The organism is Fluviicoccus keumensis (genome assembly GCF_004217445.1).
GTDB classification, from domain to species: domain Bacteria; phylum Pseudomonadota; class Gammaproteobacteria; order Pseudomonadales; family Moraxellaceae; genus Fluviicoccus; species Fluviicoccus keumensis.
This window is the reverse complement of sequence record NZ_SHKX01000013.1, coordinates 229,408-255,277: the sequence shown is the minus strand read 5'-3', so window position 1 is coordinate 255,277 and position 25,870 is coordinate 229,408. Positions and strand designations below refer to the sequence as shown.

Below are 25,870 nucleotides of genomic sequence, written 5' to 3'. Positions count from 1 at the left end.
ATGGCTCAGCTGATTGTTAATGCGGATGATTTGTCATATGCGGATGACCAGACGTGTATTTATTCTGGTCAACCATTTACTGGTACAGCAACTTTCTATCGGGGAAATGGATCGATTGAAAGTACTGTTGATTATATTGACGGTGTGCAATGTGGGTACGTCAGAGACTGGAATGAACAGGGAAAGCTTGTTATGGATGCGCAAGTTAAAAATGGAGCCTTTCACGGTCTTGTAAAACACTACTCGGCTACAGGAAAAATTGATCGTGAGGAGACTTTCGAGTTTGGCATTTGCACGCTGAGACAGGAGTTGGTTGGAGGCGATGTGTTGGCTACAACTTACTCTCTAGAAGCGAATGATCCAAATTACAAAGTGTTAAAGGCGATGAGGGAGAGTCTCCTGAACACCTGATCTTCATTTGCTTGCGGACTTCGTGATCAGTCTTTCTGGTTGTCTCAGGTAGTCTATATTTAATGCAAAGCTTTAACACCCATTGGCAGGCTGTTGCTAAAGAAATGCGGTGGCCAGTTGAGACATAAACTGGCCTGATGCCATCTTGGGTTCTCAGCACACTGCCAATCACTTCACCATTATCCAGTAGGGGCACAGTAGAGCCTCTAGCATTATCTGGTTCGCAATGCTCGCCAATTAAGCGGGTCTTACCACAGCCGATGGTCGGAATATCAAAAATAACTCCCAAATGGCACGCCAGGCCAAAGCGTCTTGGATGTGCAATTCCTTGCCCATCACACACAATCAAATCTGGTGTGACTTGGAGCTTTTTTAAAGCTTCGATAATCGGAGGGAGTTCTCGAAATGAAAATAGGCCGGGAATATAAGGGAATTGAGCCACGTCTTCCGCGCTGGATTGCTCAATAACTTCCAGTGTTGTTGCATCAAGCACAACGACAGCGGCGATGAGTTTGTCACTGTCTTTATCATAGGCAACATCAACGCCCGCAATGCTTTTAACCTCACCAAGCCTATCTTCTTTAATGACTTTGGCAGCCAGCTCTTGTTGAAGCTGTAGGGCTTGCTCTTCGCTCAGACTCCAGGGGTGCGTAATTACTTGCGGCTTCATGCGGCTATCCTTAGCGGCTAAATGGCTTGTGGGTTATTGGCCGCCGTTCTGGCCGAATCCCAACGCCGTGCCTGGTACTTGATAATCAGGCTCTCCAACACTTCCTTCACCACCGACTGCTCGGCGGGCGGCAAGTCACTGACCGCCTCGAACTGCAAGCGCAGATCATCGTCCGGCCCACGTTCATGTTCATTAAACAGCAAGAAGTCCGTACTGACATGCAGGGCCACGGCGATCTTCTTCAACACGTCCAGCGACGGCTGCGCTTGGCCGGTCTCGTACTTCTTCCAACTGTTGGCGTGAATGCCAATGGCATCCGCCATTGCCTGTTGCGACAGGCCGCGCTCTTTACGCAAGGCGATCAAACGGGCAGGCAGGGACATGGTTAACCACACGGTCAGGGAACTGCGCATGATTCTAAGCCCTCCTCAAATCGTCTCTTGACGTTAGCACACAACTATGTGCCATAATAAAACATATACGTGGTATTGACAAGATTTTAGGAGAACCGGCTATGGCGCGCATCCCGGAAGAACAGATCGAGCGGCTAAAACAGGACGTGTCGCTGGTGCGGCTGGTTGAAGCGAAGGGCATCGCCTTGAAACGGCAGGGCAAGGACTGGCTGGGCCGGTGCCCGTTCCACGACGACCGCACCCCGTCGCTGGTGGTCAGCCCGGCCACGAACCTGTGGCACTGCCTGGGCGCGTGCAATGTCGGCGGCTCGGTGATCGACTGGGTGATGAAAAGCGAGGGCGTCAGCTTCCGGCACGCCGTCGAGTTACTGCGCCACGAACTTCCTCACTTAGCCGCTGAATCCGCTGCGCCTGCCACCGAACCGGCCATCATCAAACGGGCCACGGTGCCGAAACTGGCGTCGCCGCTGGCCTTGAGCGGTGACGACACCGACCTGCTGGGTCAGGTTGCCGACTTCTACCATGAGACGCTAACCCAATCCCCCGAAGCCTTGGCCTATCTCGCCAAACGCGGCCTGAACCATCCCGACCTGATCGACACCTTCAAGCTCGGTTACGCCAACCGCACCCTGGCCTACCGCCTGCCCAATAAAAACCGGCAGGCCGGAGCCGAACAGCGCGGCCGTCTGCAAGCCCTGGGCGTGTTGCGTGACAGCGGCCACGAACACCTGAACGGCTCGCTGGTCGTGCCCCTGTTCGATGACGCCGGACAGGTGGTGCAACTCTACGGCCGCAAGCTTCTGGACAACCTGCGGGCGGGCACGCCCTTGCACCTGTACCTGGCCGGGCCGCAGCGCGGAGTCTGGAACCGCGACGGTCTGCGCGGCGCGACCGAGGTCATCCTCTGCGAAGCCCTGATCGACGCCATGACCTTCTGGTGCGCCGGGTTCAAGAGCGTCACCACGGCTTACGGCGTCAACGGCTTCACCGACGAACTGCTGGCGGCCCTGCAGGCGGAAGGGGTGGAGCGGGTCAAGATCGCCTTCGACCGCGACAGCGCCGGAGAGGCGGGCGCGGAGCGGGTCGCCGCCCAGCTCAACGCCGTCGGCATCGACGCCTACCGGGTGCGCTTCCCGAAAGGCATGGACGCCAATGAGTACGCCTTGAAAGTCAGTCCGGCGCAGCAGAGTCTGGGCATGGTGTTGAGAACCGCCGAATGGATGAGCAACGGGCAGCGCGCACGGCCGGAGCCTGTTCCTGAACCTTCTTCTTTAGCCGCTGAAATCGCCGCCGAGCCTTCCCCCTCAACCTCGCCCGAAGCCCCGGCCGTCACTGTGGTGGACATCCCGACCGACGCCAGCGAACACGAAATCACGCTGCGCTTCGACGACCGCCACTACCGGGTGCGCGGGCTGGCGAAAAACCTCAGCCCGGAACTGCTTAAGGTCAATGTGTTGGTCAAACAGGGCGCTGGCGTTGCTGTGCAGGGATGCACGAATGACGCGGGAGGCAGGATGCCGGGAGCGTTCCACGTCGACACGCTCGACCTGTACAGCGCCCGCGCGCGGGCGGCGTACCTGAAGCAGGCGTCGCAGGAACTGGCGCTGCCGGAAAACATCCTCAAGGCCGACCTGGGCGCGGTGCTGCTGAAACTGGAAGAACTGCAAGACCAGTTGATACGCGGCACGCTGGCCAAGGACGACAAAGCCCCGACGATGACCGACCTTGAGCTGAAAGCCGCGCTGGCCTTGCTGAAAGCCCCCGACCTGATGGCGCGGGTGCTGGCCGACTTCGGGCGCTGCGGCGTGGTCGGCGAGGAAGCCAACAAGCAAGTGGCCTACCTGGCCGCCGTCTCGCGCAAGCTCGACCGGCCGCTGGCGGTGCTGGTGCAAAGCTCCAGCGCGGCGGGCAAGTCGTCGCTGATGGACGCCGTGCTGCGCTTCATGCCGGAGGAAGAACGGGTGCAATACTCAGCGATGACCGGGCAAAGCCTGTACTACCTTGGCGACAAGGATTTAAAGCACAAGATCCTCGCCATCAGCGAAGAAGAGGGCGCGCACAACGCCAGCTACGCGCTGAAGCTGCTGCAATCGGAAGGCGAAGTCAGCATCGCCAGCACCGGCAAGAACGCCGTCACCGGCAACCTGGAAACGCAGGAGTATCGGGTGGAAGGGCCGGTGATGCTGTTCAGCACCACCACCGCCATCGACCTGGACGAAGAACTGCTGAACCGCTGTCTGGTGCTGTCGGTGGACGAAAGCCGGGAACAGACGCAGGCGATCCACGCCGAGCAGCGCCGCCGGCGCACGCTGGACGGGCTGCGCGCCGGTGCGGAACGCGAGCAACTGACCCGCCTGCACCAGAACGCCCAGCGCCTGCTGCGACCGCTGAAAGTGGTCAACCCGTGGGCGGAACGGCTGACCTTCCTCAGCGACAAGACGCGCACCCGGCGCGACCATGAAAAATACCTCGCCCTGATCGACGCCATCGCCCTGTTGCACCAGCACCAGCGGCCGGTGAAACGGGAACTGTGCCCGGGCGGGGTGGTGGTCGAATACGTCGAAGTGACGCTGGCCGACCTGGCGCTGGCGAACCGGCTGGCGCACGCGGTGCTGGGGCGGACGCTGGACGAGTTGCCGCCGCAGACACGCAAGCTGCTGACGCAGATCAGCGAACAGGTGCGGGCCGAATGCCGACGGCAGAACCTGGCCCCGAAGGATTACCGCTTTAGCCGCAAGGAGGTGCGCGACGGCACGGGCTGGGGCAATACCCAGCTCAAGGTGCATCTGGGGCGACTGGAGGAAATGGAATACCTGCTGGTGCATCGCGGCAAACGCGGGCAGAGCATGGAATACGAACTGCTGTACCAGGGCGAAGGGCAACAGGGCGACGCCTTCCTGCTCGGGCTGATCGACGTGGACAGCCTGCGGGCGGAGTACGACGCCAAGAAGTCGGGGCCGGTCGCCCACCTGTCGGGGTCGGGTCGGCCCCAAGTCGGCACGGAGTCGGCCACGGGTCGGGAGGTGGAAATCACCGTCAAAGCATTGGGTGGCAAGCCATCACGTCAACAAGCCGACGATGACACTGAAAACGCGCCTCACGTCCACCGCAACGGCGCGTCGTACCGTACCGTGCTTCACCCCGCGCCGGAGGCCTGACCATGCCCGCCCCGAAACAGACCTTGGCGGAGCAGTTCCCGCACATCCCCGACCTGGCCGACCCGCTGGGCCTGTACGCGCTGATGCAGGCATACTTGGCCTGGCTGCGCGAACGCAACTACTCGGAGCAAACGCTGGTCGGCCGCGAACTGTTCCTGTGCTCGCTGCTCGACTGGTGCGGCCAGCGCGGCGTGCTGCGCCCGACCGAGATCACCAAACCGATGCTGGAACGCTACCAGCGGCACCTGTACCACACCCGCAAGAAAAACGGCGACCCGCTGAGCTTCCGCAGCCAGTACAACCGCATTGTGGCTATCCGCACCTGGTTCAAATGGCTGGCGCGGCGCAACCACATCCTGACCAACCCGGCCAGCGACCTGGAACTGCCGAAACTGGAAAAGCGGCTGCCGAAAGCCATCCTCAGTGAACGCGAAGCCGAAACCGTGCTCAACCAGCCGGACACCGGCGAAGCGCTGGGCCTGCGTGACCGCGCCATCCTGGAAGTGCTGTACAGCACCGGCATCCGCCGCAGCGAACTGGTCAACCTCAAGGTGCAGGATATTGACCCGGAGCGCGGCACGCTGATCGTGCGGCAGGGCAAGGGCAAGAAAGACCGGATGATCCCGATCGGCGAGCGCGCCGCCGCCTGGGTGGAGAAATACCGCGCCGACGTGCGCCCGGCCTTCGTCGCCGGGCGGGACGAGGGCGTGCTGTTCCTGACGCGTACCGGCGAGGGTATGAGCCCGAACAACCTGACGACGCTGGCGCGGGGCTACATCGAGCAATCGAAGATCGGCAAGAAAGGCGCGTGCCACCTGTTCCGGCACACGATGGCGACGCTGATGCTGGAGAACGGCGCGGACATCCGCTTCATCCAGGCGATGCTCGGGCACGTGTGCCTGAGCACCACCGAGATGTACACGCAGGTAAGCATTGCCAAGCTGAAGGAGATCCACACACTGACGCACCCGGCACGGCTGAGCCGCCTGGCCATGCCCCGGAGCCTGGACCCGGACGAGCCCGAGGCCACGGAAAGCGCGCTGTTTACCGCCTTAGCCGCTGAAGCGGCTGAGGAAGGCTGACCCTCGACAGCCAGCCACCCCGACTCCCGCCGACCTCTCCAGCGCCGACACCGATAAAGAGCAATAAGGCGGCGCGGTTGCGCGTCAAGGCCGTTCACGGGTCTTGCATCGCCCCGCACGGGTTGCGCCCGTATCCCGCCGTTCACACCCCGTGCAAGGCCTGAGGCAAGCCCCGCGCCCGTCCTTCACGCGCCCCCTTGCACCATGCTTCCCAACCCCGCTCCCACGTGCGCTTGTGGCGCACTCGTCGCCGCCCCGGGCTGCGGGGCTTCACCGCGCCCCCGCAATCGCGCTGACCGCGCGCGCTTCGCGTTAACATAATGCGGGAATTATGCGCATCGTTGGGGGCACGTTGCCAAAAAGCGCAACGTCCCCCCAACGCTGTCCGCTTCGCCGCATAATGGGCATTATCTTAAATAGCGTGGGCGCTCTAGGGCTGCGGCTCCGCCGCGTCTTTAAAAGCTTTACCGGGAAAGAGCCAAAGCAAAGGCGGAAGGTGCTGGCCCGTGTCGGCGCCGGGCGGCTTCGGCCCTTGGGGGCCTGCGTTCCCGCCCGTCACCGCCCCGGGCTTCTACCGGGGAAAAGCCCCTCCGTCAGCACCATCATCACCTTACGCGCGGAACCCAGCCGGGGTTCTGCCGCCATCGCGGCCGCGCGTGGACGCCGTGCCGGCCGGGACGAGGCGGGGAGAGTCCGGCCGGCCGGCGGGCGGGACCGCCTCGCCCCGTCCGTCCCGTCGTCGCCGGAAAAGCACTGGTCAAAAAGCGCGTCTGGGGGCACAATAGGCGGCAGTCGTAACGGGGTGGGAAAAGCGTCTAAAAGGCGATGACTATCAAGGGGTTGGGTGCGTCTGGAGGGTGAGGTGCGTCGGGCGGAGTTGATGTTGCAAACAATACAACGGCTGCCGACTTAATTGCTTCTAGAACAATGAGCAAGGCGGAGTGGCAGGATTTTTATGGCGATTTACGCCTCCAAACCCGAGAGGCTGCAGCGACATATAGAGGTCGCTATAGAGGGCCTGTGGTTTCCGGGGTCAAAGATGCTAGAACAGGTGAGTTCTTTTCAGGTAAGAACGAGCTGTTTTTGCCACAAGACTTGCACCCATTATTAGCTGATAGGGTTTCAACTCTTCCGAATACGATGAATATCACTGCTTTGCGCGAGGAGGCTGCTGGGTTAGGTGTTCGCTGGCCGTATAGCACCCCTGGCGCACATGCAGAAATTCATGCGCTGAATAAAGCCTTACAGGCGAGAGAGTCAGCAGGTATTCCTATTGATTTAAGTGAGATGTTTATGGTTAATCGTTGGCTCACTAAATCGGCTGGCCCAGCTCAGCGTTGTGGTTATTGCTCAAATTTGTCACATGGCGTGAATGCCCTAACGGATAAATGATAATGGCTCAGCTGATTGTTAATGCGGATGATTTGTCATATGCGGATGACCAGACGTGTATTTATTCTGGTCAACCATTTACTGGTACAGCAACTTTCTATCGGGGAAATGGATCGATTGAAAGTACTGTTGATTATATTGACGGTGTGCAATGTGGGTACGTCAGAGACTGGAATGAACAGGGAAAGCTTGTTATGGATGCGCAAGTTAAAAATGGAGCCTTTCACGGTCTTGTAAAACACTACTCGGCTACAGGAAAAATTGATCGTGAGGAGACTTTCGAGTTTGGCATTTGCACGCTGAGACAGGAGTTGGTTGGAGGCGATGTGTTGGCTACAACTTACTCTCTAGAAGCGAATGATCCAAATTACAAAGTGTTAAAGGCGATGAGGGAGAGTCTCCTGAACACCTGATCTTCATTTGCTTGCGGACTTCGTGATCAGTCTTTCTGGTTGTCTCAGGTAGTCTATATTTAATGCAAAGCTTTAACACCCATTGGCAGGCTGTTGCTAAAGAAATGCGGTGGCCAGTTGAGACATAAACTGGCCTGATGCCATCTTGGGTTCTCAGCACACTGCCAATCACTTCACCATTATCCAGTAGGGGCACAGTAGAGCCTCTAGCATTATCTGGTTCGCAATGCTCGCCAATTAAGCGGGTCTTACCACAGCCGATGGTCGGAATATCAAAAATAACTCCCAAATGGCACGCCAGGCCAAAGCGTCTTGGATGTGCAATTCCTTGCCCATCACACACAATCAAATCTGGTGTGACTTGGAGCTTTTTTAAAGCTTCGATAATCGGAGGGAGTTCTCGAAATGAAAATAGGCCGGGAATATAAGGGAATTGAGCCACGTCTTCCGCGCTGGATTGCTCAATAACTTCCAGTGTTGTTGCATCAAGCACAACGACAGCGGCGATGAGTTTGTCACTGTCTTTATCATAGGCAACATCAACGCCCGCAATGCTTTTAACCTCACCAAGCCTATCTTCTTTAATGACTTTGGCAGCCAGCTCTTGTTGAAGCTGTAGGGCTTGCTCTTCGCTCAGACTCCAGGGGTGCGTAATTACTTGCGGCTTCATGCGGCTATCCTTAGCGGCTAAATGGCTTGTGGGTTATTGGCCGCCGTTCTGGCCGAATCCCAACGCCGTGCCTGGTACTTGATAATCAGGCTCTCCAACACTTCCTTCACCACCGACTGCTCGGCGGGCGGCAAGTCACTGACCGCCTCGAACTGCAAGCGCAGATCATCGTCCGGCCCACGTTCATGTTCATTAAACAGCAAGAAGTCCGTACTGACATGCAGGGCCACGGCGATCTTCTTCAACACGTCCAGCGACGGCTGCGCTTGGCCGGTCTCGTACTTCTTCCAACTGTTGGCGTGAATGCCAATGGCATCCGCCATTGCCTGTTGCGACAGGCCGCGCTCTTTACGCAAGGCGATCAAACGGGCAGGCAGGGACATGGTTAACCACACGGTCAGGGAACTGCGCATGATTCTAAGCCCTCCTCAAATCGTCTCTTGACGTTAGCACACAACTATGTGCCATAATAAAACATATACGTGGTATTGACAAGATTTTAGGAGAACCGGCTATGGCGCGCATCCCGGAAGAACAGATCGAGCGGCTAAAACAGGACGTGTCGCTGGTGCGGCTGGTTGAAGCGAAGGGCATCGCCTTGAAACGGCAGGGCAAGGACTGGCTGGGCCGGTGCCCGTTCCACGACGACCGCACCCCGTCGCTGGTGGTCAGCCCGGCCACGAACCTGTGGCACTGCCTGGGCGCGTGCAATGTCGGCGGCTCGGTGATCGACTGGGTGATGAAAAGCGAGGGCGTCAGCTTCCGGCACGCCGTCGAGTTACTGCGCCACGAACTTCCTCACTTAGCCGCTGAATCCGCTGCGCCTGCCACCGAACCGGCCATCATCAAACGGGCCACGGTGCCGAAACTGGCGTCGCCGCTGGCCTTGAGCGGTGACGACACCGACCTGCTGGGTCAGGTTGCCGACTTCTACCATGAGACGCTAACCCAATCCCCCGAAGCCTTGGCCTATCTCGCCAAACGCGGCCTGAACCATCCCGACCTGATCGACACCTTCAAGCTCGGTTACGCCAACCGCACCCTGGCCTACCGCCTGCCCAATAAAAACCGGCAGGCCGGAGCCGAACAGCGCGGCCGTCTGCAAGCCCTGGGCGTGTTGCGTGACAGCGGCCACGAACACCTGAACGGCTCGCTGGTCGTGCCCCTGTTCGATGACGCCGGACAGGTGGTGCAACTCTACGGCCGCAAGCTTCTGGACAACCTGCGGGCGGGCACGCCCTTGCACCTGTACCTGGCCGGGCCGCAGCGCGGAGTCTGGAACCGCGACGGTCTGCGCGGCGCGACCGAGGTCATCCTCTGCGAAGCCCTGATCGACGCCATGACCTTCTGGTGCGCCGGGTTCAAGAGCGTCACCACGGCTTACGGCGTCAACGGCTTCACCGACGAACTGCTGGCGGCCCTGCAGGCGGAAGGGGTGGAGCGGGTCAAGATCGCCTTCGACCGCGACAGCGCCGGAGAGGCGGGCGCGGAGCGGGTCGCCGCCCAGCTCAACGCCGTCGGCATCGACGCCTACCGGGTGCGCTTCCCGAAAGGCATGGACGCCAATGAGTACGCCTTGAAAGTCAGTCCGGCGCAGCAGAGTCTGGGCATGGTGTTGAGAACCGCCGAATGGATGAGCAACGGGCAGCGCGCACGGCCGGAGCCTGTTCCTGAACCTTCTTCTTTAGCCGCTGAAATCGCCGCCGAGCCTTCCCCCTCAACCTCGCCCGAAGCCCCGGCCGTCACTGTGGTGGACATCCCGACCGACGCCAGCGAACACGAAATCACGCTGCGCTTCGACGACCGCCACTACCGGGTGCGCGGGCTGGCGAAAAACCTCAGCCCGGAACTGCTTAAGGTCAATGTGTTGGTCAAACAGGGCGCTGGCGTTGCTGTGCAGGGATGCACGAATGACGCGGGAGGCAGGATGCCGGGAGCGTTCCACGTCGACACGCTCGACCTGTACAGCGCCCGCGCGCGGGCGGCGTACCTGAAGCAGGCGTCGCAGGAACTGGCGCTGCCGGAAAACATCCTCAAGGCCGACCTGGGCGCGGTGCTGCTGAAACTGGAAGAACTGCAAGACCAGTTGATACGCGGCACGCTGGCCAAGGACGACAAAGCCCCGACGATGACCGACCTTGAGCTGAAAGCCGCGCTGGCCTTGCTGAAAGCCCCCGACCTGATGGCGCGGGTGCTGGCCGACTTCGGGCGCTGCGGCGTGGTCGGCGAGGAAGCCAACAAGCAAGTGGCCTACCTGGCCGCCGTCTCGCGCAAGCTCGACCGGCCGCTGGCGGTGCTGGTGCAAAGCTCCAGCGCGGCGGGCAAGTCGTCGCTGATGGACGCCGTGCTGCGCTTCATGCCGGAGGAAGAACGGGTGCAATACTCAGCGATGACCGGGCAAAGCCTGTACTACCTTGGCGACAAGGATTTAAAGCACAAGATCCTCGCCATCAGCGAAGAAGAGGGCGCGCACAACGCCAGCTACGCGCTGAAGCTGCTGCAATCGGAAGGCGAAGTCAGCATCGCCAGCACCGGCAAGAACGCCGTCACCGGCAACCTGGAAACGCAGGAGTATCGGGTGGAAGGGCCGGTGATGCTGTTCAGCACCACCACCGCCATCGACCTGGACGAAGAACTGCTGAACCGCTGTCTGGTGCTGTCGGTGGACGAAAGCCGGGAACAGACGCAGGCGATCCACGCCGAGCAGCGCCGCCGGCGCACGCTGGACGGGCTGCGCGCCGGTGCGGAACGCGAGCAACTGACCCGCCTGCACCAGAACGCCCAGCGCCTGCTGCGACCGCTGAAAGTGGTCAACCCGTGGGCGGAACGGCTGACCTTCCTCAGCGACAAGACGCGCACCCGGCGCGACCATGAAAAATACCTCGCCCTGATCGACGCCATCGCCCTGTTGCACCAGCACCAGCGGCCGGTGAAACGGGAACTGTGCCCGGGCGGGGTGGTGGTCGAATACGTCGAAGTGACGCTGGCCGACCTGGCGCTGGCGAACCGGCTGGCGCACGCGGTGCTGGGGCGGACGCTGGACGAGTTGCCGCCGCAGACACGCAAGCTGCTGACGCAGATCAGCGAACAGGTGCGGGCCGAATGCCGACGGCAGAACCTGGCCCCGAAGGATTACCGCTTTAGCCGCAAGGAGGTGCGCGACGGCACGGGCTGGGGCAATACCCAGCTCAAGGTGCATCTGGGGCGACTGGAGGAAATGGAATACCTGCTGGTGCATCGCGGCAAACGCGGGCAGAGCATGGAATACGAACTGCTGTACCAGGGCGAAGGGCAACAGGGCGACGCCTTCCTGCTCGGGCTGATCGACGTGGACAGCCTGCGGGCGGAGTACGACGCCAAGAAGTCGGGGCCGGTCGCCCACCTGTCGGGGTCGGGTCGGCCCCAAGTCGGCACGGAGTCGGCCACGGGTCGGGAGGTGGAAATCACCGTCAAAGCATTGGGTGGCAAGCCATCACGTCAACAAGCCGACGATGACACTGAAAACGCGCCTCACGTCCACCGCAACGGCGCGTCGTACCGTACCGTGCTTCACCCCGCGCCGGAGGCCTGACCATGCCCGCCCCGAAACAGACCTTGGCGGAGCAGTTCCCGCACATCCCCGACCTGGCCGACCCGCTGGGCCTGTACGCGCTGATGCAGGCATACTTGGCCTGGCTGCGCGAACGCAACTACTCGGAGCAAACGCTGGTCGGCCGCGAACTGTTCCTGTGCTCGCTGCTCGACTGGTGCGGCCAGCGCGGCGTGCTGCGCCCGACCGAGATCACCAAACCGATGCTGGAACGCTACCAGCGGCACCTGTACCACACCCGCAAGAAAAACGGCGACCCGCTGAGCTTCCGCAGCCAGTACAACCGCATTGTGGCTATCCGCACCTGGTTCAAATGGCTGGCGCGGCGCAACCACATCCTGACCAACCCGGCCAGCGACCTGGAACTGCCGAAACTGGAAAAGCGGCTGCCGAAAGCCATCCTCAGTGAACGCGAAGCCGAAACCGTGCTCAACCAGCCGGACACCGGCGAAGCGCTGGGCCTGCGTGACCGCGCCATCCTGGAAGTGCTGTACAGCACCGGCATCCGCCGCAGCGAACTGGTCAACCTCAAGGTGCAGGATATTGACCCGGAGCGCGGCACGCTGATCGTGCGGCAGGGCAAGGGCAAGAAAGACCGGATGATCCCGATCGGCGAGCGCGCCGCCGCCTGGGTGGAGAAATACCGCGCCGACGTGCGCCCGGCCTTCGTCGCCGGGCGGGACGAGGGCGTGCTGTTCCTGACGCGTACCGGCGAGGGTATGAGCCCGAACAACCTGACGACGCTGGCGCGGGGCTACATCGAGCAATCGAAGATCGGCAAGAAAGGCGCGTGCCACCTGTTCCGGCACACGATGGCGACGCTGATGCTGGAGAACGGCGCGGACATCCGCTTCATCCAGGCGATGCTCGGGCACGTGTGCCTGAGCACCACCGAGATGTACACGCAGGTAAGCATTGCCAAGCTGAAGGAGATCCACACACTGACGCACCCGGCACGGCTGAGCCGCCTGGCCATGCCCCGGAGCCTGGACCCGGACGAGCCCGAGGCCACGGAAAGCGCGCTGTTTACCGCCTTAGCCGCTGAAGCGGCTGAGGAAGGCTGACCCTCGACAGCCAGCCACCCCGACTCCCGCCGACCTCTCCAGCGCCGACACCGATAAAGAGCAATAAGGCGGCGCGGTTGCGCGTCAAGGCCGTTCACGGGTCTTGCATCGCCCCGCACGGGTTGCGCCCGTATCCCGCCGTTCACACCCCGTGCAAGGCCTGAGGCAAGCCCCGCGCCCGTCCTTCACGCGCCCCCTTGCACCATGCTTCCCAACCCCGCTCCCACGTGCGCTTGTGGCGCACTCGTCGCCGCCCCGGGCTGCGGGGCTTCACCGCGCCCCCGCAATCGCGCTGACCGCGCGCGCTTCGCGTTAACATAATGCGGGAATTATGCGCATCGTTGGGGGCACGTTGCCAAAAAGCGCAACGTCCCCCCAACGCTGTCCGCTTCGCCGCATAATGGGCATTATCTTAAATAGCGTGGGCGCTCTAGGGCTGCGGCTCCGCCGCGTCTTTAAAAGCTTTACCGGGAAAGAGCCAAAGCAAAGGCGGAAGGTGCTGGCCCGTGTCGGCGCCGGGCGGCTTCGGCCCTTGGGGGCCTGCGTTCCCGCCCGTCACCGCCCCGGGCTTCTACCGGGGAAAAGCCCCTCCGTCAGCACCATCATCACCTTACGCGCGGAACCCAGCCGGGGTTCTGCCGCCATCGCGGCCGCGCGTGGACGCCGTGCCGGCCGGGACGAGGCGGGGAGAGTCCGGCCGGCCGGCGGGCGGGACCGCCTCGCCCCGTCCGTCCCGTCGTCGCCGGAAAAGCACTGGTCAAAAAGCGCGTCTGGGGGCACAATAGGCGGCAGTCGTAACGGGGTGGGAAAAGCGTCTAAAAGGCGATGACTATCAAGGGGTTGGGTGCGTCTGGAGGGTGAGGTGCGTCGGGCGGAGTTGATGTTGCAAACAATGAAACGGTGTTGAATGGGCAGTTCACACCTATTCGCCTTGGTCCGAATGGCGAGATATATGCCAAACTTCCCGCCCCATCCAATCCTGATGTTTTACGCTGGCAGCGCATGAACAGTGATGGCCTATCCAATCGTGACCGATTTATGGGAGGAACACCTGGCAAAGATTCCGGCGTAGGCCTGCAGGTTCAGGACAGAATGCGCCTTGAGGGCTCCTTGCGAGGTGATGGTGCTAACAGACAAGTCTTGGGACAGGATGGTCAATGGCATCCGATTAACCAGACTGATATGGGGCATATAGAGGCTGCTGTAGATTACTGGAATAAAACTGGTAGATATTACGGTCCTCGTGCTCCAGAGGTGCGCTCATTCATGAATGATCCTAAGAACTATGTCTTGGAGCCTTCAGGGATTAATAGAAGTAATGGGGCCTCTATGGGCAAAACTTACCTTCCTCCGGCTACCGAAGCTGAGAAGAATACTTTCTTCAATATTAATGATATTGATTAGGATGCCCGATATTATGAAGCAGTTGCCAGATGATATTCATAAAGAGATTACATCTTTATGCAAAAATGGTGATGAGCTTGCCAAGGAAGGAAAGCTTGAGGAAGCCAAAAAGAGCTATGTGGATGCTCTCAGGCTACTTCCGCAAGAGCATCGAGAGTGGGAGGCAGCAACATGGATATATGTTGCCATAGGAGACATTCATTTTAGCCTTGGAAACAATGAGCGAGCATTCAAGTGTTTTTATAACGCGGTTCAGTGCCCTAAAGGTTTAGGTAATCCCTATATTCACCTTCGGCTTGGCCAACTTTATTTTGAGCAAGGTAATCTTGATAAAGCGGCTGATGAGTTAACTAGGGCTTATATGGGTGGGGGAATGGATATTTTTATGGAAGACGATCCAAAGTATTTAGAGTTCTTGGAGACAAGAATTGAGATTTGATTAACTGGTTTATAAAAGCACGCGTAGGTTGGGCTGGAAAGCCCAACACATTCCCTTCGCTATTGTGTCGATGGCCGCCTAACACCTTGAAAACGTTGGGCTTCGTGCCTCAGCCCAACCTACGGATCACTCACCGGCGTTGCCCACCTCATCCCACACCCCGCCACCCCAATCCCCCGGCAACACCCCCTCCCGCACAAACCGGTGAAACGACGAAAACGGCCAATCCGTCACACTCCGAACATACCCATGCTTCACCGGATTAAAATGAATATAATCCACATGCCGCCGCCAATCTTCTGCATCCCGAATCTGGTGTTCCCAATACCGCCGCTGCCATATTCCCCGCTCACGCTTGGCCAACCGGCTGTCACTCACCCATTCCCCCGCCGGAATGGCCCGGGAAAACCGCGACTTGATTAACGACCAACGGCCCGCATAATCCGTTTCCCCCTCCGGCAAACGCCAGATCGCATGCAAATGATCCGGCAAAACCACCATCGCCTCAATATGAAAGGGGTATTTATCCCGCGTCTTCCGGAAGGCTTCACGCAAATCCTGAACATACCGGATCAGATAATCCTGCCGGCGGTCCGCCAGATTTACCGTAAAGAAAAAAGAGCCGCCCGCCGCGCGGGCTCGGCGATAATGCATCATGTCATCCCTGAAAATGTTGGGCTTCGTGCCTCAGCCCAACCTACGGTTGTTTCCCGGCCCTCAATGCCGCGTTTTCCCCTCCGACAAACGCCGCACCTGTCGCGCCAGCAAGTCCAGTCCGCTCTCGCCCGATTCGTCAACCGGCCTGCCCAGCATCTCCCGCACCAAAGCCTCCACCTCCACGTCATTCCCTTCCTGCCGCAACAACACCAGCTCCGCCACCTGCGCCGCCATGCACGCCGCGTCCAGCGCCAACGCCCGGCGGATACCCTGTTCCGCCTTGGCCCTATGCCCCTCCAGGGCATCCACCGCCGCCAGACCGCCCAGCGTCTCGGCATAATCCGGGTCCAACGCATACGACGCCTGGAACGCCTGCCGCGCCTCCGGCAGTTCCCCCCGCATCAAATACACCCAGGCCAGCAAATGCCAGGTGCCAATATGGTCCGGCATCAAACTCACCGCCAGCCGCCCGCAACGCTCCACTTCCGCCAAGTCCAGATCCTGAAAGGCACACAAGGCCAGATCCGACCACGCGCGCCCGCATGACGGATGCCGCTCCACCAGATGCGCCAGCACCTGCCCCGCCATCTCGTAACGCTCTGCCTCCAGCAGCACTTCCCCCTTGGCCAGCAAGGCATCCAGCTGGTCCGGATTCAAGGTTAGCGCATGTTCGGCGCAGAACAGCGCCTCGGCATTGTCGTCGGCTTCATACAGCAGCAGGGCCTTGACCCCCAGGGCCTCGGCATTGTCCGGCTCGGCTTCCAGCGCCTGTAAAACCCGCTCCAGTGCTTCCTCTTCACGGTCGGCATGGTGCAGGGCGCGCGCCGCCAGTACGTTCGCCGCGGCATGGCCTTCCTGCTCCCGGCAATAGGGCAGCAACAGTTCCAGGCATTGCGGGTACTGCTGCAGGTAAAAACGGGCAAAGGCGGTGTTGAAGACCACCGCCGAATGCCGCAGGCCCTGCGCCAGTGCGCTGTCGCCATAGGCTGCCGCCGATTCGTAATCGGTTTTCAGCAGGCAGAAATGCAGGGCCCGCGCCTGGAATGCCGCCGCATTCACACCCGCCCGGGCCGCCCGGGAAAGAATGTCGCTGCCGGCGGCCAGATCGCCTTCCTGGATGGCTTCCTGCAGGGTATCGGTCAGCAGGGTGGCATTGGCGGGGTCGTGCGACAGGAAACCCAGCAGGCGGTCCAGACGGCGGGTGGGCGGGGCAGGAGGGGTAACGGGGTCCATGCGGGTTCTCGGTGGGATACGGCAGCGTGCAGCATACGGCAGCGGGGCGGGGGAGGGAAGACGGGAAAGGGAACCCTCAAACCTCCCCCTTCCCCTGCGCCGCATACACCGCCGCCTGCACCCGGCTGGTCAGGTTCAGCTTGCGCAAAATACTCTGGATATGGAACTTCACCGTGCTCTCGCCAATATCCAGCGCCCGGGCAATTTCCTTGTTGCTCTGGCCCGCCGCCACCAGCTTCAGCACTTCCTTCTCCCGCGCTGTCAGATGCTCCTTCTCCTCCGGCTCCTGTTCTTCTTTACGCATCTGCCGCAGCCCCGCCGCCAGTGATCCGGCCATTTCCGGCTGGATGGCGGTGCCGCCGGTGGCGACCATGCGGATGGCGTTGACCAGATAATCGACGTTACTGTTCTTCAGCAGATAGCCGCGCGCGCCGGTCTGCAAGGCCACCATCAGGTCGCGCGAGTCTTCCGACAGCGTCAGCATGATGATCGCCTGTTGCGGGTTTTCCTCCAGCGCCAGCTTCAGCACTTCCAGCCCGGACAGGCCCGGCATGTTCAGGTCCAGCAGCACCAGGTCGGGTTTCAGCGAGCGGATCAGCTTCAGCGCCTCCGAGCCTTCGCCGGCTTCCCCGGCAATCTCGATATCCGTCTGGCGTTGCAGCAGGGCGCGCACACCGCTGCGGAACAGGGTGTGGTCATCGACCAGCAGGATGCGGATGGGGCTCATGGGGTGTCCTCAGGCTTTTTGTCGTTGTTCGCGCGGCAGGTGCAGGCTCAGCGTGGTGCCTTGACCCGGCGTTGAGTCTAGCAGGAACTCGGCATGGGCGCGGCTGGCGCGCTCGCGCATGATCTTCAGGCCGATGTGAGTGTGCAGGCTGGACAATACCGCCTCGGGGTTGAAGCCGATGCCGTTGTCGGTGATGGTCAGGTCGAAGTCGGCGCGATTGATGACCCGCACGCTGACCACGGTGGCTTGGGCGTGCTTGCGGATGTTCGACAGCGCCTCCTGCAAGATGAACAGTAGTTGCAAGCGTTCTTCATTGGCCAGCGGCGCGCCGGTGTTGTCGATCTTCAAGTCGACCGGAATGGCGGTCTGTTCGGTGAAGCGGCGGATCACCGCGCCGATGGCGGCTTCCAGCTGGGTTTCGTCGTGGCGGGTGCGGAAGTTGCCCATCAGTTCGCGCAGGTCTTCATAACCCTGCTGCACGCCGGTTTGCAGCAGCGGGATGGTTTCCGCCACCTGCGAGAAGTCGCCCTGACCGACCGCTTCCTTCAGCAGTTGCAGGTGCAGGTTCAGGAAGCTCAGGCTTTGCACCACGCTGTCGTGCAGGCCCTGCGCCACCAGGTTGCGTTCTTCCACAATGGCCAGTTCCTTGGCGTGTACCGCCAGCCGCTGGTTATCGATGGCGATGCCCAGGTGCTGGCCCATGGCTTCCAGCAACTGCACTTCTTCCGGCCCCAGGTGGCGGTCTTCCATGAAGTGCAGGTTGAAGATGCCCAGTTTCTTGTCCGAGGAGCAAATGGGGATGGCCATGACCACGGCAAAGCCCGCCTCCAGGCAATGCGAGAAGTTGGGTGCGCAGCGGTTGTTGAGGTGGTTGACCGAGGTGCGGCCGCGCTGGGCGGCGATGGTGCAGAAACAACTGCCCAGTTTCTGGCACTGCATCTGCTGCGACAGGGTTGGGGGAATGCCTTCTTCCACCACCAGGTAGACGCGGTCGGCGCTGCGGTCGATCAGGCGCACGGTACCGCCTGCCGCACCGAATTCCGGGACGATGCGGCGCATGAACAGCGCGCACATGTCTTCCAGGCTCTGTGTGCGGTTGAAGTCCTTGCTGATGTCGTACAGCACGGACAGGTGACGGTTCTTCTCGGCCAGCCGCAAGGTTTTTTCCCGCACTCGCTCTTCCAGCCCGGCGTAAACCTGCTGCAGTTCGTCCGCCATGGTGTTGAAGCCTTGGGCGAGCTGGGCGAATTCATCCTGCCCCTCCACCGGCAGGCGCACGCCGAAGTCGCCCGCGCTCATGCGCTGCAAGCCTTGGTGCAGGCGGGTGACCGGGGTGACGATCATCAGGTACAGCAGGATGATCATGATCAGCGAGCCGCACATGGCCAGCGCGATCAGCGCCATTTGCGAGGAGCGCAGCCAGAAGGTCTGGCGGGCGTATTCCTGCTCGATCAGGCCGACGGTGGCGTGGATCTGGGCGACGAAGTGGCGGGTGGCCAACTCATGGCGGGCGGCGGTGTCGGCGCTGATGCGCCGTTCGCGCAGCATGCGGTCCAGCGAAGGGGCGAAGCTGTCGCGCCAGTAGGATTGCAGCGCCTGGATGTTGCCGCGGATGTGGTTATCGCGCGGCAGGAACAGCGGCCGCTGCGGGTCGCCCGCGCGCAGGCCGTTCAGGGTCTGTTCGAACTCGTTGCGGGTTTGCTGCAGTTCGGCGGCCTGGCTGTCGCTGAGCCCGTCGCCGCCTTCCGCCTGGTTGATGATCGCCGCCATTTTCCAGGCGCGCATGCGCAGGCTGCCGCTGTCATTGATGGCGGCGGCTGCGCCTTCCAGTTCCCAGGACAGCAGCAGCGTATAGCCGATCGCCACCAGCGCGAAAACCAGCGCGCCCAGCAGCATGCCGGTGATCTTGGCGGTGAGCCGGGTTTTGAGGGTGTCGATAAGGGTGGCCATGGCCGTCATTTAAACACACTTTGGTATAGCTCCGACCTAGCCGTTCGGCGAGGCGGCGGCCCCTCTTCCGGAAGCCCTTGACTGCGCCGACGACCGATAAATTCCCTTGCGATTTGTACGTATTCTGGCGGTAACCTCCCGAGGAGCATTTCCTTATGGCTACTTCCCGAAACGCCCAGAAATATTCGGTGCTGGCCAGCAGTACGCTGGCCTTCACCGTCTGCTTCATGGTGTGGATGATGTTCGGCGTCATCGGCATCCCGATCAAGAAGATGCTGGATCTCAACGCTACCGAATTCGGCCTGCTGACGGCAACGCCGGTGCTGACCGGTTCACTGTCCCGCATCTTCCTGGGCGCGTGGACGGACAAGTACGGCGGCCGCATCGTGCTGTTCCTGATCATGCTCACCTGCGTCATTCCCATCTGGATGATCGGCTACGCCACCCAATACTGGCAATTCCTGGTGCTGGGCCTGTTTGTCGGTCTGGCCGGCGGTTCGTTCTCGGTGGGTACGCCCTATGTGGCGCGCTGGTTCGAGGTCAAGCAGCGCGGCATGGCCATGGGCATCTTCGGGGCCGGCAATTCCGGCGCGGCGGTGAACAAGTTCGTGGCTCCGGCCATTATTGCCGCTTTCGGCTGGACGGCGGTGCCGCACGTGTATGCCGGGGTGATGCTGGTGATGGCCATCCTGTTCTGGTTCTTCAGCTACAGCGATGAATCCCATCTGGTCGGCAAGTCCGTCACCCTGCGCGAGCAGCTGGTGGTGTTGAAGGATCCGCGTGTCTGGAAGTACTGCCAGTACTACTCCATCGTCTTTGGCGGCTATGTGGCGCTGTCGTTGTGGATGGTGCAGTACTACGTCGGCGAATACGGCTTCAACATGAAGACTGCGGCCTTGCTGGCCGCCTGTTTCTCGCTGCCCGGCGGCGTGCTGCGCGCCGTGGGCGGTTTTCTGTCCGACAAGTTCGGCGCGCACAACGTCACCTGGTGGGTGCTGTGGGTGTCGTGGGTCTGCCTGTTCCTGCTGTCCTATCCGCAAACCGATTTCACCATCAAGACCGTCGACGGTTTCACCACCTTCCACCTCGGCCTCAATGTCTACCTGTTTACCGCCTTGATGTTCGTCATGGGCGTGGCCTGGGCTTTCGGCAAGGCTTCCGTCTTCAAGTACATCGGCGACGAGTTCAGCCACAACATCGGCGCGGTGTCCGGCGTGGTCGGGCTGGCGGGCGGCCTGGGCGGCTTTGTGCTGCCGATCATGTTCGGCGCGCTGCAGGACATCACCGGCGTCCGCACCTCCTGCTTCATGTTGATGTACGGGATTGTCTGGGTGTCGCTGACCTGGAACTACCTCACCGAAGTCCGCCGCATCGATGTGATGAAAACGGCCGACCAGCTTTCGCAAGCCACTGCCTGATTTCTAAATAACGGAGAAGCCTTATGTCTTCTGTCCTGAAGAAGTGGGAGCCGGAAAATCCGGCTTTCTGGAACGATACCGGCAAGTCCATTGCCAACCGCAACCTGTGGATTTCCATTCCCTGCCTGCTGCTGGCCTTCGCCGTGTGGATGGTGTGGAGCATGGTGGTGGTGAAGCTGCCGGATGTCGGCTTCAAGTACGACAAGAACCAGCTGTTCTGGCTGACCGCGCTGCCGGCGCTGTCGGGCGCGACGCTGCGGATCTTCTATTCCTTCCTGGTGCCCGTGTTCGGCGGCCGCCGCTGGACCGCCATCTCCACCGCTTCGCTGCTGCTGCCCGCCATCGGCATCGGCTACGCGGTGCAGGATCCGACCACGTCCTACCCGACCATGATGATGCTGGCGCTGCTTTGCGGTTTCGGCGGCGGCAACTTCTCCTCGTCGATGTCCAACATCAACTTCTTCTTCCCCAAGGCGCAGAAGGGGTACGCCCTCGGCATGAACGCCGGTCTGGGCAACCTGGGCGTGTCGGCCATGCAGTTCATCGTGCCGATCGTCATCACCATGGGCGTCTTTGGCGCGCTGGGCGGTGATCCGCAAACCATCGTCAAGGACGGCGTGTCGAAGTCGGTCTTCCTGCAAAACGCCGGTTTCATCTGGGTGCCGTTCATTGCCTTGTCGGCCATTGCCGCCTGGTTCGGCATGAATGACATCGCTTCCGCCAAGGCCTCCTTCGCCGAGCAGTCGGTCATCTTCAAGCGCAAGCACAACTGGCTGATGTGCTGGCTGTACCTGGGCACCTTCGGTTCCTTCATCGGGTTCTCGGCCGGTTTCCCGCTGCTGATCAAGGGCCTGTTCCCGGACGTGGACCCCACCAAGATCGCCTTCCTCGGCCCGCTGGTCGGCGCCATCGCCCGTCCCATCGGCGGCGTCATCGCCGACAAGCTGGGCGGTGCGCGCGTCACCTTCTGGGTGTTTGTCGCCATGGTGCTGGCGGTGTTCGCGGTCATCAGCTTCATGCCGGTGAAAGTGGACGGCGCACTGACCGGCGGCAACTTCCAGGGCTTCTTCGCCGCCTTCCTCTGCCTGTTCGCGCTGACCGGCATCGGCAACGCCTCCACTTTCCGCATGATTCCGGTGATCTTCCTCACCCAGCACGAGCGCATGGCCAAGGGCAACAAGGCCGTGACCCGTGACCAGGTGTTGCAGAACGCCAACAAGGAAGCGGCGGCGGTGCTGGGCTTTTCCGGAGCCATCGGCGCCTACGGCGGTTTCTTCATCCCCAAGAGCTACGGCACCTCCATCGCCATCATGGGTTCGCCCGTGGGCGCGCTGTATGCCTTCATCCTGTTCTATGCGACCTGCCTGATCGTCACCTGGTGGTTCTACAGCCGCAAGAACGCCGAAATGCCCTGCTAAGGAGTCAGACCCATGAGCCATTTCCTCGACCGGCTGATGTTCTTCCGCCAACCCAAGGAAGAATTCAGCCACGGCCACGGCATCAAGACCCACGAGAACCGTCGTTGGGAAGATGCCTACCGTAACCGCTGGTCGCACGACAAGATCGTGCGCTCCACCCACGGCGTGAACTGTACCGGCTCCTGCAGCTGGAAGATCTACGTCAAGAACGGCCTGGTGACCTGGGAAACCCAGCAGACCGACTATCCGCGCACCCGTCCGGACCTGCCCAACCACGAACCGCGCGGCTGCGCCCGCGGCGCGTCCTACAGCTGGTACCTGTACAGCGCCAACCGGGTGAAATACCCGATGGCGCGCGGCAAGCTGGTCAAGGCCTGGCGGGAAGTGCGCCAGCGTGAAAAGGACCCGGTCAAGGCCTGGGCGCTGCTGCAGCAGGACAAGGCCGCCGTGCGCGACTACCAGTCGCATCGCGGCCTGGGCGGCTTTGTCCGCACCAGCTGGGAGGAAGTGAACGAGATCATCGCCGCCGCCAACGTCTACACCGCCAAGACCCACGGCCCGGACCGCATCGCCGGTTTCTCGCCGATCCCGGCGATGTCGATGGTGTCCTACGCCGCCGGCGCGCGTTACCTGTCGCTGATCGGCGGCAACTGCCTCAGCTTCTATGACTGGTACTGCGACCTGCCGCCGTCCAGCCCGCAGACCTGGGGCGAACAGACCGACGTGCCCGAGTCCGCCGACTGGTACAACTCGGCCTACATCATCGCCTGGGGTTCCAACGTGCCGCAAACGCGGACGCCGGATGCCCACTTCTTCACCGAAGTCCGCTACAAGGGCACCAAGACGGTTTCCGTCACCCCCGACTATTCGGAAGTGGCGAAGCTGACCGACCTGTGGATGAACCCGAAGCAGGGCACCGACGCCGCCATGGGCATGGCCATGGGCCACGTGGTGCTGACCGAACACTTCGTCAAGCAGCAGACCCCGTACTTCCAGGATTACGCCCGCAAGTACAGCGACATGCCGATGCTGGTGCGCCTGGTGCAGAAGGACGGCCTGTGGGTCGCCGAGCGCCAGATCCGCGCTTCCGACCTGCCGGACAACCTGGGTGCGACCAACAATCCCGAGTGGAAGACCGTCGCCATCGACAGCCTCACCGAAAAGCTGGTGCTGCCCAACGGCTCCATCGGTTCGCGCTGGGGCGAGAAGGGCCGCTGGAACCTGGAAGAAAAGGCGCTGTCCGGTGAAGACACCAAGCTGCGCCTCAGCCTGAAGGACGCGCCGGGCCGCGAAGTGGCGCTGGTCGGTTTCCCGTATTTCGGCAACATTCAGCACGAGCACTTCCAGCACACCGACCACGGCGACATCATCCCGCGCGCCGTGCCCGCCTTGCGCCTGAAGGACAAGGACGGCCAGGACATGCTGGTCGCCACCGTCTATGACCTGTTCCTGGCCAACTACGGCGTCGACAACGGCATGGGCGGCGACAACACCGCCATCAGCTACGACGATGATGTGCCGTACACCCCGGCCTGGCAGGAAAAGATTACCGGCGTGCCGCGTGCGCAAGTGATCCAGGTGGCCCGCGAATTCGCGGAAACCGCCGCGTTGACCAACGGTCGCGCCATGATCATCGTCGGCGCCGCGCTGAACCACTGGTACCACATGGACATGACCTACCGCAGCATCATCAACCTGCTGGTGATGTGCGGTTGCGTCGGTCAGAGCGGCGGCGGCTGGTCGCACTATGTCGGCCAGGAAAAGCTGCGTCCGCAAACCGGCTGGGTGCCGCTGGCCTTCGCCACCGACTGGGTGCGTCCGCCGCGCCACATGAACGGCACTTCGTTCTTCTACGCGCACAGCGACCAATGGCGCTACGAGAAGCTGCAGGTCAACGAGATCCTGTCGCCGCTGGCCAACGAGAAGGAATGGGCCAACGTCAGCCTGATCGACTGCAACGTCAAGGCCGAGCGCATGGGCTGGCTGCCGTCCGCGCCGCAACTGAACCTGAACCCGCTGACCATCGCCGCGCTGGCGGAGAAGGCCGGCAAGCCGGTGGCCGAGTATCTGGTCGGTGCGCTGAAGAGCGGTTCCGCCGTGTTCTCCTGCGAAGACCCGGACAATCCCGTCAACTGGCCGCGCAACATGTTCGTCTGGCGTTCCAACATCCTCGGTTCCTCCGGCAAGGGCCACGAGTACTTCCTCAAGCACCTGCTGGGCACGCAAAACGGCGTGATGAACAAGGACCTGGGCCAGGAAGGCGGCGTCAAGCCGTCGGAAGTGACCTGGCATGACAAGGGACCGGAAGGCAAGCTCGACCTGCTGGTGACGCTGGACTTCCGCATGTCCACCACCTGCCTGTACTCCGACATCGTGCTGCCCACCGCCACCTGGTACGAAAAGCACGACCTCAACACCTCGGACATGCACCCGTTCATCCACCCGCTGTCGGCCGCCGTCGATCCCGCCTGGGAATCGCGCACCGACTGGGAAATCTACAAGGGCATCGCCAAGCGCTTCTCGGAACTGTGCCCCGGCCATCTGGGCGTGGAAAAGGACGTGGTGCTGACGCCGATCCAGCACGATACGCCGCTGGAACTGGCGCAGGGCATTGACGTCAAGGAATGGAAGAAGGGCGAGTGCGAACCGATTCCCGGCAAGACCCTGCCCAGCATCGTCGTCGTCGAGCGCGATTACCCCAACACCTACGCCCGTTTCACTTCCATCGGTCCCAATCTGGAAAAAACCGGCAACGGCGGCAAGGGCATCAACTGGGATACCAAGAAGGAAGTGCACCTGCTGGGTGAACTGAACCATCTGGTGGCCGACGGTGTCGCCAAGGGTCGTCCGCGTCTGGATACCGCCATTGACGCCGCTGAAATGATCCTGACGCTGGCCCCGGAAACCAACGGCCATGTCGCGGTGAAGGCCTGGGCGGCGCTGTCGGAATTCACCGGCCGCGACCACAGCCATCTGGCCGTGCCGCGTGAAGATGACGCCATCCGCTACCGCGACGTGCAGGCGCAGCCGCGCAAGATCATCTCGTCGCCGACCTGGTCGGGCATCGAGTCCGAGCATGTCAGCTACAACGCCGGTTACACCAACGTTCACGAGCTGATCCCCTGGCGCACCCTCAGCGGCCGTCAGCAGCTGTACCAGGATCACCCGTGGATGCGCGCCTTCGGTGAGGAACTGTGCGTCTACAAGCCGCCGGTCGACCTGAAGACGATCAAGCCGGCGCTGGACGCCCATGCGGACAGCCGCAAGCAGGTGGTGCTGAACTGGATCACCCCGCACCAGAAGTGGGGCATCCACTCCACCTACACCGACAACCTGATCATGCTGACGCTGTCGCGCGGCGGCCCGATTGTCTGGGTCAGCGAAATCGACGCCAAGAAGATCGGCATTGTCGATAACGACTGGATCGAAGCCTACAACGTCAACGGCGCACTGGTGGCGCGGGCGGTGGTGTCGCAGCGGATTCCCGAAGGCGCGATCTTCATGTACCACGCCCAGGAAAAGCTGACCAACGTGCCGCTGTCCGAGATCACCCAGAAGCGCGGCGGCATGCACAACTCGGTCACCCGCACCGTCACCAAGCCCACGCACATGATCGGCGGCTACGCGCAGCAGGCCTACGGTTTCAACTACTACGGCACCGTCGGCGCCAACCGCGACGAGTTCATCATCCTGCGCAAGATGAACAAGGTCGAATGGGGCAATGAAGGCGACCTCGCCAGCCGTCAGGGTCAGGAGTAAACA

20 protein-coding genes are annotated in these 25,870 nt (G+C 61.4%); 12 read left to right on the top strand and 8 right to left on the bottom strand.

What is annotated here, in order from left to right:
- Window positions 1-411, top strand: coding sequence for a toxin-antitoxin system YwqK family antitoxin (locus tag EV700_RS12060; RefSeq protein WP_130414095.1), 411 nt, complete (start codon window positions 1-3; stop codon window positions 409-411).
- On the opposite strand, the gene nfi (EV700_RS12055) is transcribed toward EV700_RS12060, so the two are convergent.
- Together nfi (EV700_RS12055) and EV700_RS12050 are read right to left on the bottom strand one after the other, a co-directional pair.
- On the bottom strand, window positions 332-1,081 hold the full coding sequence (gene nfi, locus EV700_RS12055) for a deoxyribonuclease V (protein WP_130414093.1): 750 nt from the start codon (window positions 1,079-1,081) through the stop codon (window positions 332-334). The two genes, EV700_RS12060 and nfi (EV700_RS12055), sit on opposite strands and share 80 nt — an antisense overlap.
- A 17-nt stretch (window positions 1,082-1,098) precedes the next feature.
- Complete coding sequence (locus tag EV700_RS12050; RefSeq protein WP_207224660.1) at window positions 1,099-1,494, bottom strand: helix-turn-helix domain-containing protein; 396 nt, start codon at window positions 1,492-1,494, stop codon at window positions 1,099-1,101.
- Window positions 1,495-1,595: 101 nt separating this feature from the next.
- On the opposite strand from EV700_RS12050, the gene EV700_RS12045 reads away from it, so the two are divergent.
- The 4 genes from EV700_RS12045 (at window position 1,596) to EV700_RS12030 (ending at window position 7,539) form a co-directional block, all read left to right on the top strand.
- Complete coding sequence (locus tag EV700_RS12045; protein ID WP_130414091.1) at window positions 1,596-4,652, top strand: CHC2 zinc finger domain-containing protein; 3,057 nt, start codon at window positions 1,596-1,598, stop codon at window positions 4,650-4,652.
- 2 nt (window positions 4,653-4,654) lie between these two features.
- Window positions 4,655-5,734 carry a site-specific tyrosine recombinase XerC gene (xerC, locus tag EV700_RS12040; protein WP_130414089.1) on the top strand — a complete coding sequence of 360 codons (1,080 nt, stop codon included), beginning with the start codon at window positions 4,655-4,657 and terminating at the stop codon, window positions 5,732-5,734.
- A gap of 927 nt (window positions 5,735-6,661) precedes the next feature.
- Window positions 6,662-7,126 carry a YwqJ-related putative deaminase gene (locus EV700_RS12035; RefSeq protein WP_130414097.1) on the top strand — a complete coding sequence of 155 codons (465 nt, stop codon included), beginning with the start codon at window positions 6,662-6,664 and terminating at the stop codon, window positions 7,124-7,126.
- A 2-nt stretch (window positions 7,127-7,128) separates the two neighbouring features.
- Window positions 7,129-7,539 (top strand): toxin-antitoxin system YwqK family antitoxin, encoded by a 411-nt coding sequence (locus EV700_RS12030; protein WP_130414095.1) that lies wholly within the window; start codon window positions 7,129-7,131, stop codon window positions 7,537-7,539.
- Here EV700_RS12030 and nfi (EV700_RS12025) read toward each other — a convergent pair.
- Window positions 7,460-8,209, bottom strand: coding sequence for a deoxyribonuclease V (gene nfi / locus EV700_RS12025; protein ID WP_130414093.1), 750 nt, complete (start codon window positions 8,207-8,209; stop codon window positions 7,460-7,462). The genes EV700_RS12030 and nfi (EV700_RS12025) overlap by 80 nt on opposite strands.
- Before the next feature lie 17 nt (window positions 8,210-8,226).
- On the bottom strand, window positions 8,227-8,622 hold the full coding sequence (locus tag EV700_RS12020) for a helix-turn-helix domain-containing protein (protein ID WP_207224660.1): 396 nt from the start codon (window positions 8,620-8,622) through the stop codon (window positions 8,227-8,229).
- Between the two features lie 101 nt (window positions 8,623-8,723).
- Between EV700_RS12020 and EV700_RS12015 the strand changes: the two genes are divergently transcribed.
- From EV700_RS12015 to EV700_RS12000, 4 genes are all read left to right on the top strand, one after another.
- On the top strand, window positions 8,724-11,780 hold the full coding sequence (locus EV700_RS12015) for a CHC2 zinc finger domain-containing protein (RefSeq protein ID WP_130414091.1): 3,057 nt from the start codon (window positions 8,724-8,726) through the stop codon (window positions 11,778-11,780).
- 2 nt (window positions 11,781-11,782) lie between these two features.
- On the top strand, window positions 11,783-12,862 hold the full coding sequence (xerC, locus tag EV700_RS12010; RefSeq protein ID WP_130414089.1) for a site-specific tyrosine recombinase XerC: 1,080 nt from the start codon (window positions 11,783-11,785) through the stop codon (window positions 12,860-12,862).
- A gap of 903 nt (window positions 12,863-13,765) precedes the next feature.
- Complete coding sequence (locus tag EV700_RS12005) at window positions 13,766-14,266, top strand: GH-E family nuclease (protein WP_207224659.1); 501 nt, start codon at window positions 13,766-13,768, stop codon at window positions 14,264-14,266.
- A gap of 1 nt (window position 14,267) precedes the next feature.
- A complete protein-coding gene (locus tag EV700_RS12000) occupies window positions 14,268-14,705 on the top strand; it encodes a tetratricopeptide repeat protein (RefSeq protein WP_242610255.1) in 438 nt (145 codons plus the stop codon).
- Window positions 14,706-14,831: 126 nt separating this feature from the next.
- Here EV700_RS12000 and EV700_RS11995 read toward each other — a convergent pair whose 3' ends face one another.
- The 4 genes from EV700_RS11995 to EV700_RS11980 all read right to left on the bottom strand — a co-directional run bounded on the left by EV700_RS11995 (window position 14,832) and on the right by EV700_RS11980 (window position 19,281).
- A complete protein-coding gene (locus EV700_RS11995) occupies window positions 14,832-15,359 on the bottom strand; it encodes an REP-associated tyrosine transposase (protein ID WP_242610254.1) in 528 nt (175 codons plus the stop codon).
- A gap of 63 nt (window positions 15,360-15,422) precedes the next feature.
- Entirely contained in the window at window positions 15,423-16,595 is a 1,173-nt protein-coding gene (locus tag EV700_RS11990) for a tetratricopeptide repeat protein (protein WP_165391454.1), read from the bottom strand.
- Between the two features lie 76 nt (window positions 16,596-16,671).
- On the bottom strand, window positions 16,672-17,322 hold the full coding sequence (locus tag EV700_RS11985; protein ID WP_130414081.1) for a response regulator: 651 nt from the start codon (window positions 17,320-17,322) through the stop codon (window positions 16,672-16,674).
- A 9-nt stretch (window positions 17,323-17,331) separates the two neighbouring features.
- Window positions 17,332-19,281 (bottom strand): type IV pili methyl-accepting chemotaxis transducer N-terminal domain-containing protein, encoded by a 1,950-nt coding sequence (locus EV700_RS11980; RefSeq protein WP_130414079.1) that lies wholly within the window; start codon window positions 19,279-19,281, stop codon window positions 17,332-17,334.
- Between the two features lie 146 nt (window positions 19,282-19,427).
- Between EV700_RS11980 and EV700_RS11975 the strand changes: the two genes are divergently transcribed.
- From EV700_RS11975 to EV700_RS11965, 3 genes are read left to right on the top strand one after another with little or no spacing between them, the layout of a single operon-like run.
- Window positions 19,428-20,690 (top strand): MFS transporter, encoded by a 1,263-nt coding sequence (locus tag EV700_RS11975; protein ID WP_130414077.1) that lies wholly within the window; start codon window positions 19,428-19,430, stop codon window positions 20,688-20,690.
- A 23-nt stretch (window positions 20,691-20,713) separates the two neighbouring features.
- Entirely contained in the window at window positions 20,714-22,108 is a 1,395-nt protein-coding gene (locus EV700_RS11970; RefSeq protein WP_130414075.1) for a NarK family nitrate/nitrite MFS transporter, read from the top strand.
- A gap of 12 nt (window positions 22,109-22,120) precedes the next feature.
- Entirely contained in the window at window positions 22,121-25,867 is a 3,747-nt protein-coding gene (locus EV700_RS11965; RefSeq protein WP_130414073.1) for a nitrate reductase subunit alpha, read from the top strand.
- The last annotated feature ends 3 nt before the right edge of the window (window positions 25,868-25,870 follow it).